Origin of the sequence: Arsenophonus endosymbiont of Apis mellifera, from assembly GCF_903968575.1 — a bacterium.
Lineage (GTDB): Bacteria > Pseudomonadota > Gammaproteobacteria > Enterobacterales > Enterobacteriaceae > Arsenophonus > Arsenophonus apicola.
Genome location: NZ_CAJCFU010000060.1, coordinates 42,769 through 57,786, shown reverse-complemented (window position 1 = coordinate 57,786; position 15,018 = coordinate 42,769). Strand labels below are relative to the sequence as shown.

At 37.2% G+C, this 15,018-nt stretch carries 11 protein-coding genes; 6 read left to right on the top strand and 5 right to left on the bottom strand.

Annotated features, from left to right (window positions below):
* Positions 1-28: 28 nt before the first annotated feature.
* On the bottom strand, positions 29-619 hold the full coding sequence (locus tag H1X92_RS09325; protein ID WP_180560074.1) for an NAD(P)H-dependent oxidoreductase: 591 nt from the start codon (positions 617-619) through the stop codon (positions 29-31).
* A gap of 229 nt (positions 620-848) precedes the next feature.
* Between H1X92_RS09325 and yafC the strand changes: the two genes are divergently transcribed.
* Entirely contained in the window at positions 849-1,760 is a 912-nt protein-coding gene (yafC, locus tag H1X92_RS09320) for a DNA-binding transcriptional regulator YafC (protein WP_180559881.1), read from the top strand.
* A gap of 12 nt (positions 1,761-1,772) precedes the next feature.
* On the opposite strand, the gene dkgB is transcribed toward yafC, so the two are convergent.
* Positions 1,773-2,579, bottom strand: coding sequence for a 2,5-didehydrogluconate reductase DkgB (gene dkgB, locus H1X92_RS09315; protein WP_180559880.1), 807 nt, complete (start codon positions 2,577-2,579; stop codon positions 1,773-1,775).
* Positions 2,580-2,865: 286 nt separating this feature from the next.
* Between dkgB and H1X92_RS09310 the strand changes: the two genes are divergently transcribed.
* Both H1X92_RS09310 and H1X92_RS09305 read left to right on the top strand, forming a co-directional pair.
* Complete coding sequence (locus H1X92_RS09310) at positions 2,866-3,195, top strand: helix-turn-helix transcriptional regulator (protein WP_202881807.1); 330 nt, start codon at positions 2,866-2,868, stop codon at positions 3,193-3,195.
* Positions 3,189-4,505, top strand: coding sequence for a type II toxin-antitoxin system HipA family toxin (locus H1X92_RS09305; protein WP_180559879.1), 1,317 nt, complete (start codon positions 3,189-3,191; stop codon positions 4,503-4,505). The genes H1X92_RS09310 and H1X92_RS09305 overlap by 7 nt, the downstream gene beginning before the upstream one ends.
* Positions 4,506-4,693: 188 nt before the next feature.
* Here the strand turns inward: H1X92_RS09305 and H1X92_RS09300 are convergent, their stop codons facing one another.
* Complete coding sequence (locus H1X92_RS09300; RefSeq protein WP_180559878.1) at positions 4,694-5,371, bottom strand: ankyrin repeat domain-containing protein; 678 nt, start codon at positions 5,369-5,371, stop codon at positions 4,694-4,696.
* A 615-nt stretch (positions 5,372-5,986) separates the two neighbouring features.
* Here H1X92_RS09300 and H1X92_RS09295 point away from each other — a divergent pair.
* The 3 genes from H1X92_RS09295 to H1X92_RS09285 all read left to right on the top strand — a co-directional run bounded on the left by H1X92_RS09295 (position 5,987) and on the right by H1X92_RS09285 (position 12,551).
* The gene (locus tag H1X92_RS09295) at positions 5,987-6,157 is read left to right on the top strand and encodes a hypothetical protein (RefSeq protein WP_180559877.1); all 171 of its coding nucleotides are present in this window, start codon (positions 5,987-5,989) and stop codon (positions 6,155-6,157) included.
* 257 nt (positions 6,158-6,414) lie between these two features.
* Positions 6,415-9,093 (top strand): hypothetical protein, encoded by a 2,679-nt coding sequence (locus H1X92_RS09290; RefSeq protein WP_180559876.1) that lies wholly within the window; start codon positions 6,415-6,417, stop codon positions 9,091-9,093.
* A complete protein-coding gene (locus tag H1X92_RS09285) occupies positions 9,069-12,551 on the top strand; it encodes a pentapeptide repeat-containing protein (RefSeq protein ID WP_180559875.1) in 3,483 nt (1,160 codons plus the stop codon). The genes H1X92_RS09290 and H1X92_RS09285 overlap by 25 nt, the downstream gene beginning before the upstream one ends.
* Before the next feature lie 102 nt (positions 12,552-12,653).
* Here the strand turns inward: H1X92_RS09285 and ahpF are convergent, their stop codons facing one another.
* The gene (gene ahpF, locus H1X92_RS09280) at positions 12,654-14,216 is read right to left on the bottom strand and encodes an alkyl hydroperoxide reductase subunit F (protein WP_180559874.1); all 1,563 of its coding nucleotides are present in this window, start codon (positions 14,214-14,216) and stop codon (positions 12,654-12,656) included.
* 69 nt (positions 14,217-14,285) lie between these two features.
* Positions 14,286-14,873: an alkyl hydroperoxide reductase subunit C gene (ahpC, locus tag H1X92_RS09275; protein WP_180559873.1), complete on the bottom strand. Its 588-nt coding sequence runs from the start codon at positions 14,871-14,873 to the stop codon at positions 14,286-14,288.
* Positions 14,874-15,018 lie beyond the last annotated feature (145 nt).

Genomic DNA, 15,018 nt, shown 5'->3' with positions numbered 1-15,018 from the left:
TGTCTGTGTTAGCAGCGAATACACCCAATTACTGCCATGAACCAAACACATTGCTCAAATGTAAACGATACTCTTCGATATAAGCTTGAACATTAGGAGACTTAATCACATCATTAACAATAAATGTTGATAAAGGTTCCATACCCAGAAATTGATTAGCCTTATGAAAAGCTAAATAAACACCATCTACACCGGCCGCATTAAAAAATTGGCTTTCATCGGTAAAAGCTTCTAAAGGTGCATTCCAGGTTAGTGATAACATATATTTCTTGCCCTGAATTAACCCNCCCGAGCCATATTTCTTACTAGCATCTGAGCGGGTGCGTCCATCGCTGGCATACAATAAGCCGTGACCTTGGGTAAAAACTTCATCCATATATCTTTTCACCGTCCATGGCGCGCCCATCCACCATCCCGGCATCTGCCAAATAATCACATCAGCCTGTAAAATTTTTTGTACTTCAGCGTTAACATCATATTGGCTGTCAGCATGTACCACTTCAACAGCATGACCTATTTCAGCTAAATAATTTTCTGCTACTCTAGTTAGCGTATCATTTAATTGACCCCCAGAATGGCCAAATTTTTTGCCGCCATTAATAATTAAGATACTACTCATCATAACCTCTAATTAACTTCGTTATAATTATAATAGGCGGTAAAAAACCACGCTTAAATGACGAGAATGTATAAAATTATTTGCTTATATAACAATAATCTGATCAATGACTAAAATCACTACTAAACAAATGGTATTATTTTTATTGGTGGTCAAAAAATTAATTTTAAAGTTATCTAATTTGTTTAGCTTGCCTAAGCATTAGTAACTGGCTGTAGGAATAATATTAATGAAAGCAAATTCTGAAGAGTTGATGATTTTTGTATCAGTAGTAGAAAATGGCAGCTTTAGCCAAGCAGCAGAACAACTGCAATTAGCCAATTCTTCTGTTAGTCGAGCAGTAAAAAAACTGGAAAAAAAACTTGGTGTCAGCTTGCTTAATCGTACTACTAGGCAACTTAGTTTAACTGATGAAGGCAAACACTATTTCAACCGTATTCAACATGCATTGCAAGAAATGACGGCGGCTGAAAATGAGTTGATGGAATCTAAAGATAGGCCAAGTGGTTTATTACGTATTGATGCAGCAACTCCTGTGGTGTTGCACTTACTGATGCCAATGATCAAAACGTTCCGTATGCGTTATCCTGAAATAACAATATCGCTGATCTCTTCCGAAAGTTATATCAATCTTATTGAACGCAAAGTTGATATCGCTATTCGTGCAGGTAAGCTAGCTGACTCTAGTTTACGAGCTAGATTACTTTTTTCCAGCAGACGAAAAATCGTTGCTTCACCAGAATATTTACAACAATTTGGTGTTCCCCAAACGATTGATGAGTTACAAAATCACCTTTGTTTAGGTTTTACTGAACCCGGTTCTCTGAATAGTTGGCCAATATCCGAGCACTCCGGCCAACAACATACAATAGCTGTTGGCCTTTCTTCCAATAGTGGCGAAACCCTTAAGCAGCTCTGTTTAACCGGTAACGGTATTGCATGCCTGTCCGATTTTATGATCGATAAAGAGATCGCCGCTGGTCAACTTGTTGAGTTGTTTGTTGAGCAACGTTTACCACTGACAATCCCCTTCCATGCAGTATATTACAGTGATCAGCCAGTCAGTGTAAGGATCCGAATATTTATTGATTATCTAATTGAATTTCTAAATAGCTCCCGCAGGAGCCTAATTCATGATTAAAAACAACAAAATTTAATTATCCCATTTAGGAGCCAATCCTTCAGGGCTAACCAGACGTTCATCACGATCAAGCGTTGCTATTACAGCCATATCTTCGCTATCTAGTTTCAATTCAACCGCTTTTAAATTACTGGCTAAATTTTCCCGTTTTGTTGAAGATGGGATCACACTATAACCTAGCGCCATCGCCCAGGATAATATTACCTGTGCCGGCGTAGCCTGATGTTTTTTAGCTATCTGATGGATAACTTCATCTTGCAACGCTTTACCATAAGCCAATGTCATATAAGAAGTAATATGTATTCCGTGCTCTTTTGCCCAGGCGGTAACACGGCGATTTTGCAAATATGGCGACAGTTCAATCTGATTGGTCGCAATGTGTTCTATGCCAACGGCGGCTACAGCTTGTTGCATTAAATCAATAGTAAAGTTCGACACACCAATTTCACGTGTTAGTCCCATTTCTTTGGCTGTTAATAAAGCCTCCATATTTTCCTTAACACTAACCACGTTATTGGGAGACGGCCAATGAATTAAGGTTAAGTCGACATAATCTGTGCCTAGTTTGTGCAAACTCTGTTGAAGACTAGCGATTAATTTTTCTTTACTCAGATTTTCTGTCCATATTTTTGTCGTAATATAGATATCTTGACGTGGTACTGCACTCTCTTTTATTGCTTGCCCTACATCAGCTTCATTATCATAAATTTGCGCCGTATCAATAGCACGATAGCCCAATTCAAGCGCATTTTTTATCGATGAGATCACAACATCACTTTTAAGACGAAAAGTTCCTAATCCAAAAGCAGGAACTGACATAAAAACCTCTTAGCATTAAATGTATGAATGATTATTGTTAGAAAATTAAGCTTAATAATAAAGTATCAGATTGGCACAAATTTTTTGCTGATTGAGCAATAATTGTTTTTTAACTGCTTTTTTATAACCTATATAATGTCCTTATATATGAACTTTAAGCGCTATTATTGTAAATAAAGTCCCCGCTTAAGCACATTATACAATAACATGATAAAGCCATCATAATGTGCTAATATATACTCATAAATGCCACTTTAGTGCTTTAATGTGCTTAAATGAGGATACTATGAGCATAGTTGAAAAATCAGCTTCAGCGATTGCAGCAGAATTAGGCGGACGTTTAAAACAAGCTCGATTAAATCATGATTTAACTCAAGCTGAAGTAGCTGAAATGGCCGGTATCAGCCGAAAAACAGTTCTCAATGCGGAAAAAGGTAATGTCCAATTAGAAATCTTAATCGCTATTATGGCAGCATTAAATTTGCTTGAACAATTGGATCTGTTTTTGCCTAAACAAGATATCTCGCCTATTCAACTTGCTAAGTTACAGGGTAAAAAAAGACAACGCGCATCTGGACATAGAAAAAATAATACAGAGGATTTAACAGAATGGTAATGGAAGTTATTAATGTCACCTATAAAGAATATGAGGTGGGAGCAGTAAGTTTTGATACCAGCCAAGGTTTAGGTTTTTTTGAATACAATGCCAGCTTTATTAAACAAGGGATCGAGTTATCGCCATTAAAAATGCCATTAGCAACGCGTATTTACAGTTTTCCCGAATTGAATTTTAATACCTTTAAAGGATTACCTGGTTTAATCGCTGATTCGTTACCCGATGACTTTGGGAATGCGGTACTTAATGCCTGGGTTGCAACGATGGGTAAATCACCTGATACCATTACACCATTACAGCGACTACAATATACCGGTAAAAGAGGAATGGGCGCGTTGGAATATGTGCCTGCAACCAGGATCAAAAGTCTCAATGCTTCACAACACGTTGAGATCAGTTCTCTGGTTGCTATCACTCAAGAAATTCTTGATTCAAGGCAAAAATTTACCGTTGAGCTGCATAAAAATGGTCAGGAAAATCGCGAAGCGATGATGGCACTACTTTCCGTTGGTATGAGTGCTGGTGGCGCGCGACCAAAAGCCGTTCTTGCTTTTAATCAAGATTTTACCCAGGTTCGTTCTGGACAAACCCATATTCCAGACGGTTTTACCCATTATTTAATAAAGTTCGATGGTGTTAGTGAACATAATAAAAATCAACAAACCTTTGGTGATCCAGTCGGGTTTGGTGCAATGGAATATGTTTATTATTTGTTGGCAACCCGCTGTGGCATAGAGATGATGCCTTGTCAGCTACTCCCTGAAGGTAATAGACGCCATTTTATTACTGAGCGCTTTGATCGTTTTGGTAATAAAAAACGCCATGTACAAACCTTAAATGGCCTTGCTCATGTTGATTACAAAAAACCAGGCTCTTTCTCCTACGCCGAATTATTCGCTGTTGCGAGACAATTAAAACTTTCAGCCAAAGAAGCAGAACAACTACTAAAAAGAATGACGTTTAATATTGTAGCTCGTAACCATGATGATCACGCTAAAAATTTTTCTTTTATGTTAAAAGGCGATAAGTGGATGTTAGCCCCTGCCTACGATTTAGCTTATAGCTACAAGCCCGGCAGTAAATGGGTAAACAGCCATTGGATGAGCTTAAACGGGAAACTTGACAATTTTTCTCGCCAGGATTTTTACTCATTAGAAAAACTAAGCCCCCTGTTTACTCGAGATATGATCAACGGAATTATTGATGAAACGATAGAGAAAGTTTCACAGTGGCAAAAACTGGCGGTAGAGTATGAAGTACCTACTTTGTTAGCTCAGGAAATTAACGCAAATTTATGTTTAAATATCTAGTATAGTGTCTATTTACTAATCAACGGTAACTTAGCTGTCCGGCAATCATCCGGACAGTTTTAGCTAACATTTTAATGCGTAATTGGCTGTTGCTATTACCATAACTGATAAAGTTCAACTTGCGGCGTTAATTTTAACTGAAAAAACGCAAAATCTTGCTGTTGCTTTTTCCAGAAACTGTTGATCACTCATTCTTTGGCTCCTGCATTTTGTAAAATATGCACAAGTTGTTGATAACCTTTTTGTTTAGCTAACTTTAATGGTGTATTACCTAAATTATCAGTTAAGTTAACATCAGCACCACCATTAATTAATTGTTGCACTATCTGAACGTATTTATTACTACCATCACCAAGAATAATCGCTTCAATTAATGCCGTCCAACCCAGACGATTGACATGATTAACATCTACACCAGCGTCAATCAATATTTGTACTACTTGTACATGGCCCCGTTCTGCTGCCGGGATCAAAGCCGTTCCACCATAACGATTAATACTTTTTAAATCAGCGCCATGAGTCAATGTCATGATTAAAATTTCTTTCAATCCCTTAGCTCCAGCATAGAGATAAGGTGAATCCAAGCTGGCATCTTTCGCATTAACATCTGCCCCATGTTCAATCAAAAATCGTGCAACTTGAATTTGATTAGTATGAGTAGCCGCCATTAAAGGTGTACGTAAACGCCAATCGCGTTGTTCTAGATCAGCGCCATTTTTAAATGCATGTTCAATTGCCAATAAATCGCCAGTTTCTGCATATTTAATTAAATTTATCTTGGCTGATTGTGCCATCGCACAGGCTATCAATAATAGTGACAATACGATTCCTCCTAAGATCCATATTGGAACATGATATTTTTTCATATACGGCTCCAGCAAACCTTACTAATTTGTTAAAATCATTATTAATGAATAACGCTAATTTTAGTTTAAATAGCTAAATTCAAATGACTATTTAATTAAAAAAATCAAGAAAATATTTGCAGTATAAGTATAAAAAATAAGCCAAAATTTTTAATACAATTAATTGCAAAAAAATTTATTTTTTGCTATTAAATTTACATTAATAAATAAAATTGAAATTAATTTTCAGTTTAGCCAATAAATGGTGTAAAAGCTTTTTATTTTTAATATGTTATTTTATGTAAAAGGTTAATTTTAACTTAATAAAAAACCAACATTCTGAATTCTTAATAAATTTTTATATCACATTAATATATCAGGCATAAAGTCCTAACCCGTCTACCATTTACTTCATTGCCATATCCATTTATAAAAAATTTGATGCTATGCAATCTAATAAAAATAATTTTATTTTAAAAAACTAACAATATTCGTTATAGAATAAAAAAAGAAATAATTAAAATATTTTATTATTTAGCTATTGCTATTTCTTTATCATCATAACCACATTGGTTTAATAAATAGAGCTTAGATACTGAATCGGCAAAAGCCATCCTTTACCGAGTTGAAGAGTTTATGAAAGCCGCTGAGCTAACCAAAAAATTATCTGCCCCAATACCTGCAACAGCAATGACAACGCCGATCCCAGCAATAAGTTGTCCTCATGTTTCTTTAGAAGAACTACGCAATCAATTATTACGCACTAGAAACTTAAATCATAATTTAGATTTTATCGATTATTTCTAATTATAAAAAAAGCCATCCATTGCCGGATGGCTTCTGCTCTTAACGTAAACACCCTATTAGTTCAATATAATTGTGTTTAAAACCATTTATACCAGCCTCTTAATGATCCTAAACTGCAACATGATTAAAATAAGTAATGTATTGGTCAATATTCAATCATTAATACTTTTGTTACAATAATAAATTGTTAATAAATATTTACTATTGTTAATATTTGGTTTATTAATTGTTTTTTTATTAAAAATAAAGGACTGTTAATGCCAACTATAGATTCAACCCAACCATCTCCATGGTTACCCTCTGCATCAGAACCTTTACCTCATAATAAAAGCAACACTGAGCGCACAACGATTGATAACGTCGATTTGGATAAGCCAATCCAGCAAGGTAAAAAAATATCATCAAATACACCGCAGACTGAAGAACCAGGCGCTGCAACTGAAAGTAGCTCCAATATAAGTTCTGACCAAGCAGATAACAGTGTTGATACTTTGTTAATGAGACCAACCCAGCCGGTTAATATCACTTTACCCGCTTCAGAAACCGCCTTTTTTTATCATTTAGCCTATCGTGAACAGAATAGACTTTTACAACTCTTTCTGGCTAAAGAAAGTGATAACGTCAATCAATATAATAAAGCCCTGCCACCCCCTAATCTGGTTAATGAAGTCATTGATTATCTGGCAAAACATAAAAACGACGCAACAAAAATAGCAATCCTTGTTAAGCAATTATTAATTCCATTAAATGAATATGGGGCTGGTGAGAGAGAGAAAATTCCGCCAGAACATCAACAAAAAACTCTAGCAGATTGGCTACAATTGGCGGTATTCGGGATGCCTTGCGATCACTGGCTATCGAAGCAACTCGCTGACAATAAAGCAAACCCTATTTCATTACTGAATTACGCAAATCTAAAAAAATACTATTTGGAGCAGTTAAATAGTAAAACAGAATTTGGCTACCTCTCTGCCGAAGCCAAAAATTATTATCAACAACATGTTCTAAAGCGAGTAATGCCAACATTAATGTTGCAATTTAACACCCCACTTGAACATGAAAGACTACAAAAAATGACAGTAGATCAAGCGCAATGGGGCTATTTGCATGCCGGGGCGATGCTGCTGGTAGAAAATGGCGCTGAAATTGATAAAATGTCGCTGGATGACATTATTACAACTGGCATGTTACTAGACACGCTTTTACTGGCAGGAAAAACGACAGCTGAATATTCTCGTTATTTTAATTTACCCGCTACAATTCATAACCAATTAGATCCTGAAAACAAACATGATATTGCACAACTAACTGAACAAAATAGACAAACTATTTATCAGCAATATGTTAATTACTTACACCACTTCAGTCAGAATAATCCCTTTATCCAACTCAGTCAGTTATTACAAGATTGGCAAAGCCGGCCCGCGCTTGCCCGTCAACAACTAAAACTACATGCTATTGCTGAAGATTGGTTAAATACTTACTTATATAAAAATAACGAGGTTGAGTATCACAATAATCAAGGCGAAATAGCGTTATTACCCAATATCGATGAGATTTTTAAACAACAAAATCAACATATCGCTGATGTTTTTAAACAAACAGACTATGTTCTTTTACCTCAAATATTTAATGCACTTAGTGAAGAAGAACAACAATTTCTGCAACAGGCAGAAATAAATCAAGTTAAAGTTGAATATAACGCCCGAGATAGTAGCATTCATCCTCTGCCACCTGACGTAGCGGGACGAGTCGCTAACGATGGACTCATTATTCCTGTGCCTGAGGCAATTGATATGCTCAGCTGTTCGTTTAACGGAGAAGAGCGTATATATGCCTTGCAGAAAGATCAAAAAATGGCTAACTATAAATTATCACGCGTTGACCGCAAGCGAGATTTAATCTTTGATTTAATAAAAGATCATAAAAATACCCGCCATAACAAAAATTTCACCTTGAAAATCCACTCCCCTACCTTACTAAAAAAAGCGGTTGAACAGCCGAAAATAGCATTAGAAAAACTGGCCGTATTGCATGCTAACCAGCTGTTTAAAAAACTCCATGATGCAGGCGAGCAGAAAGACATCCCCCCAAAAATCGATGCTTTTTTCTTAAGTCATATTCCTTTTTATGCCTGTATTACTGAGGCGCAAAAAAGCAATGATAAAAAAACTATCGATACTGGTATATTTGATATATTAAGTTTTTTACCCTTTTTGCAAAAAGGGCTGCAAATCGGCGGACAATTTAGTAGTGCAATGGGTGAAACTACCACTGAAAAGCTTTTAATCGCAGCAAAACAAGCAACACTTGCTCAGGCGGTAAAGCAAGATGGTAAGCACTACGTTAATACCGGCATTTCCCATAAGGAAAAAATTGTACCATCATCCGCTTACCTTGAATTGGGAGCTCCCTCTATTCACAGCGCAAATCCGGGATTTGAATTGCTGGCATCAGGAGGCCTAAAGGGGATTAATAATTTAAAAGATGCAGCCAACAAATTAAACCAAAACAATCATGGCTTAACTCCTCTCGTCGAAGCGCTGGAAAAACAAGTAAAAAATTTACCGCTCACATCGCTTAAACCCGATAAAATTGAAACCGCCTACCGGCCTGAGTTAAAAAAAACCGTTCTAGTCATTAATATCGGGAAACAACAGGGTGAAGATATCTTTGTGCAGCTAAATCCAACAACCGGCACACCCTATGGCCGAAAATATCACCGTGATGTTGCAGGTAATCTAGTATTAGCGCCTGTCCGGCTACAAGAACGTCTTTATCATCTAAAAACCCAAGGCTTAGGCGGCAAAGGCTCAAAAATGGCGGCGCAAAAGTGGCGAGAGGAAGAAAATATTTCAGCTGACCAAATACAAATGGAAAAGCGCAAAGGAATTTTGGCATTAAAAAAATATTGGCAAATCCCAACTCCATTATAGATTTAGAGGGAAAAAATTTAACTAATATAGATATGGTGGCTACTTTAAAAGGTCGCAGAAATTTCTACCGTGCCAAACTAAATAATGCTAATTTTAGCAAAGCTAATTTTACTGCTCTTAACCTGATTGAAGCTCAGATGATCGGGACTAACTTGTCTCATGCTAAGTTAACCTCAACCAGAATGAAGGCCGTTGAGTTAACCAACGCTAAGATGATAGGCGCTAACTTGTCTCATGCTAGCCTATTTTTAGCACAAATGAATGGCGTTGAGCTGACAGAAGCGATCATGAGAGGGACTTATCTGTTTCATGCTAATTTAACTTCAGCCAAAATGAACGCTGTTATCCTTACTGAAGCTGATCTGACTGACGCCAATATAACCGAGGCTAACTTAACGCAGGCTAACTTATCTTTAGCCAAAATGGTAAAGGCCAACTTAACACGCGCTAATCTAACCGATGCTAAGATGGTAGGGGCTAATTTATCTAATGCTAATTTATTTTCAGCTACAATGCATGCCGTTGATTTGACTGAAGCTAAGATGATAGGAACTAATTTGTCTTATGCTAACCTATCTTCAGCCAAAATGGGTGCGCTTGAACTAACTACAGCTAAGATGACAGGCGTTAACTTGTCTAACGCTAACCTGTTTTCAGCCAATATGAATGGCGTTATTCTCACTCAAGCTAGGATGATAGGAACTGACTTATCTAACGCTAACCTAGCTTCAGCTATCATGGATAAGGTTGATCTGATTGAAGCTAAGATGATCGGCGCTAACTTGTCTAACGCTAGCCTAATTTTAGCCAAAATGCAGGGCGCTAATCTGACGGAAGCTAATCTAACTCATGCTTGGATGACAGAGGCTAACTTAACTCACGCTAACTTATTTTTAGCCAAAATAACATATGCAAACTTAACACGCGCTAATCTTGTCTACGCTAAAATGGTAGGAGCTGACTTATCTAACGCTATCCTAACTTCAGCCATCATGAATGGCGTTGATCTCACTCAAGCTAATCTGGCTGATACCGAGATGACAAAGGGTAACTTAATTAGCGCTAATTTTTCTTTCGCTAACATGGAGCAAACAAATTTAACTGAAGCTAACTTATCCAAGGCTAAGATGACCGGAGTTGACTTATCTCACGCTAACCTATCTTCCACTAGAATGATTACTGTTGATCTTACTGAAGCCAAGATGGTAGCGGTTAACTTGTCTAGAGCTAAGCTATCTGGTGCCCAAATGCATGCAACTGATCTCACTAACGCTCATCTAACGGACGCTAGTATGTCAGATGTTGACTTAACTGACGCTAACTTATATTTAGCCAAAATGACACATGCAATCTTAACGCGCGCTAATCTTAGCAACGCTAAAATGACAGGAGCTAACATGTCTAACGTTAACCTAACTTCAGCTCAAATGAATGGCGTTGATCTGACTGAAGCTAACCTGATTCATGCTTGGATAACGAATGCAAACATGGCTGACGCTAATCTTTCTTTTGCCAATCTGGAGGGCTCATTTTTAATTAACTCTGAACTAACCAACACTAACATGATAGAAGTTAATTTGTATAAAGCCACCTTATCTTCAGCCAACATGAATGGCGTTGATCTTACTGGAGCTAATATGATAGAGGCCAACATGTCGAAGGTAAGACTGGCTAATACTAATCTTAGCAAAGCGAATTTAACTGGAGCAAATTTAACTAAAGCTAACATGGCTGACGTTAATTTTTCTTTTGCCGATATGGAGGGCTCATCTTTAGTTAACTCTGAACTAACCAACACTAACATGATAAAAGTTAATTTGTATAAAGCCACCTTATCTTCAGCCAGCATGAATGGCGTTGATCTTACTGAAGCTAATATGATAGAGGCTAACATGTCGAAGGTAAACCTGGCTAATACTAATCTTAGCAAAGCTAATTTGGCTGGAGCGGATTTGACTGAAGCTGATTTAGTTGGCGTTAACCTAACTGGCGCTAACTTAACCGGCACTAAACTAAATAAGGTTAACTTGTGCAATATTGATCTGCATAATGTTATTTTACGCGAACTCGATATTAATCAGACTAACTTTGCCGGAGCGACGCTAAACGATAGCTTAACCCTAGCGCTTCCTAACCATTGGAATGCAACTAACCTTGATATTAAGCTTAATCATTTCAATAACCAAGGTAGTCTGTTAACCAGTATTGAAAGTATCGATGATCGTTATAGTGAATTAAAAACTAAACTGGCTCTGCAATTAATTCATTCTGTTGACCAGCCAAACGTTAATCTTTCCCCTGTCAGATTGCCGCTATTAGATACCCTCAGTAAGGCTCCTTTTAATAAAAATCAACAGATTAATCAGTTTGTCAATATATTGATAGCCAGTTATCTAGAAGATCACGCTTTGCAATTACTCAGTAAGTTGGATGCCAATCCGACTATTATCACTAGCTTTCTTCACTATTTCGACCAACACCCCCATCTGATGGCTTTAAACGAATTGAATAGTGCTTTTATTCAAACCATACTGGCTGCCAGAACACAGGATATTAATACCACCAGTGCCGTTATTGCCTATCCTTTATATGAAAAATACCTAGCGTTACCTAAAATACAGCAACAATTACAGCATGAAGAAATTAAAGCTATTTTTGGTGATTATGCCGGTAATGCCGATTGGTCAGATAATGATGCACAAAATTATCTGCTATTATCACCGAAAATAGAGAAAAGAGTTTTAATCGTGGCGGAAAATGTTCTCTCGCAAATGTTGCATCCTAGCCCTAACACGAAATGGAATAACATTTTTCTTTTCCAGGATGGACGCTGTTTAAGTCCAACTGAATACAATCTGAGCCAATGTTATCATCAAGAATTCCCTTTATTTTCCGACCCATTTGCTAATAGTTTACATCAAAAAACTAAACAGTTAATTGAGACGCTAAATTTAGATAACCAACTAAAACCGCTATTTCTTGAGGCCCTATGTACTAAAAGATATGCCACAAAGCTAACAAGTAATGCCCATCAACAGAAATTAAGTGAAATTTTTTCTCAGCTGCTTGATTTTCAACAAGGTTATAGCTTGAGACAACAAAATTACCTGCAAATTATCAATTTATATGATTTGGCATTGAGTACCAATAGAACTAAAGCAGAACATTTATTCGCTTTATCAGCGGTTTTTACCCACTATTCATCCAGTAACACTTTTGGTACTGAGGGGAATTCTCCATTAATGCTGCGATATTATGCTTATGCCTTAATGGAGAAAGCTCACCAACTTGATGCAACACTACTTGGTCCGCATATATTCACTGATTGGAAAAATCGATTACTTGGAACAGGCGATGCCTTTACTTGTACATCTATGTTATACGATCAAATGGTTGATTATGCAAAAGAGCATTGTAGCGACACGTTAAAAAAAATTATCCCTGCAGCCTGGCGATAAGCTCATTGCCAGTAATATATTTAATAAGAAACAACCCCTTGGCCGTGGGGTTGTTGATGCTTAAAAATAGCCGCTATAGGGCGATTGATAGCAAGAAATTTTTTATTGCATGCTGTTCATCAGATACTGACTGGCACTCAGTGATGCTTTCGCCCCTTCTCCCGCCGCAATAATGATCTGTTTATAAGGAACAGTTGTACAATCGCCGGCAGCAAAGATACCTTTTATATTGGTTTCACCTCTGTCATCAATCTGAATTTCACCCATTGTATTAAGCGTTATTACGCTATCTAACCAATCAGTATTAGGCAATAAACCAATTTGGACAAAAGTTCCAGCAACCGCTAAATCGTGTATTGAACCATCCAGCCGATTTTTATACTGTAAGCCAGTCATTTTTACACCATCCCCTTTCACTGCTAGGGTTTCAGCCTGCAAAATGATATCTACATTGTTTAAACTTGCTAGTTTCTGCTGCAAGACTGCGTCTGCTCTCATTTCTGCGGCAAATTCTAATAAAGTTACATGTTCAACAACACCGGCAAGATCAATTGCCGCTTCAACGCCGGAATTACCACCACCAATCACAGCAACTCGTTTGCCCTTAAATAATGGCCCATCACAATGGGGGCAATAAGTTACTCCTTTGGTACGATATTCTTTTTCGCCTGGCACATTCATATCACGCCACTTAGCCCCGGTCGCAATAATAATACTGCGAGAAATTAAAGTAGCACCCGATACTGTTTCAATCTTATGCAACTGACCCGCGCTGTCGGCAGGAATGAGTTTTGCCACCATTTGTGAATCGATAATATCAATATCATAATCATTGACATGGCTACGTAGTGCAGCGGCTAATTTAGGTCCTTCGGTTTTCGATACAGAAATATAATTTTCAATATCAATAGTATCTAAAACTTGCCCACCAAAGCGCTCGCCAATAATACCAGTACGAATGCCTTTGCGAGCTGCATAAATAGCGGCTGAAGCACCGGCCGGGCCGCTACCCACAATCAAGACATCATAAGGTGGCTGCTGATTCAGTTTTTGAACGGCATTTTTTTCAGCATTAACATCAATTTTAGTGACAATGTCACTTAAAGTCATGCGCCCTTGCCCAAACTCTTGGCCATTTAGAAAAACGGCTGGCACCGCCATAATATTTCGTTGCTGAACTTCAGACTGAAAAATAGCACCATCAATGGCAGTATGCGTAATATTAGGATTTAAAACCGCCATTAAATTTAAAGCTTGAATCACATCCGGGCAATTATGACATGACAATGAATAATAGGTTTCGAAGTGAAACTGCCCTGCTAATTGACGGATCTGATCTAATAATTCTACCGCTTCTTTTGCTGGATGACCGCCAACTTGCAACAATGCTAAAACGAGGGAGGTAAATTCATGGCCTAGCGGCAAACCGGCAAACCTTAATCCGCTATCTTTACCCGGATTAGTAATTAAAAACGAAGGTTTACGTACCGCTAATTTATTGTCTTTAATAAAAGTTATTTTATCAGACAGTGTGCTAATATCCTGTAATAATGCGTTTATCTCGGCAGACTTTTCACTTTCATCTAATGTTGCAATCAACTCAACTGGCTGGATTAATTTTTCTAAATAGATTTTAAGTTGAGATTTCATATTACTATCAAGCATTGCTCTATCCCCGAAAAAAACGGGTGCTAATGCACCCGAATACAGTAAAATTACTCACAAAATTTTTAATTAGATTTTTCCTACCAAATCAAGTGAAGGCGACAATGTTGCTTCTCCTTCTTTCCATTTGGCTGGACAGACTTCCCCTGGATGGCTTGCGACATATTGCGCAGCTTTGATTTTACGTAATAGATCAGATGCATCACGTCCAATACCTTCAGCAGTAATTTCTACAGCTTGAATAATACCTTTCGGATCAACAATAAACGTACCACGATCCGCTAAACCTAATTCTTTCTGTTCATCATTTTCTTGATACTTACGCATCACTTCAAAATTACGCGTTAATGTCCAACTTGGATCACCAATCATGGTATATTTAATTTTACCAATCGTATCTGAGTGACTATGCCACTCTTTATGAGTAAAATGGGTATCCGTTGAAACAGAATAAATTTCGACGCCTAATTTCTGAAATTCTTCATAGTGATCAGCTAAGTCACCTAATTCAGTTGGGCAAACAAAGGTAAAATCAGCAGGATAAAAGAAAAAAATGCTCCATTTACCTTTGATATCCTTATCAGATATCTCGATAAATTTTCCATCTTTAAACGCGGTATTTTGAAAAGGTTTAATTTCTGTATTAACCAAAGACATTTTACTGCTCCCTTCTATTTGATATGTACATAATGTATAAACATAAAGAAATTACGTCTAATTCCTTTATACTATTAATTCAATAGGTATTACCTATCGTGAGTAAATATAAGATATAAAAAACCGATAAATGAGTCGATTTTGA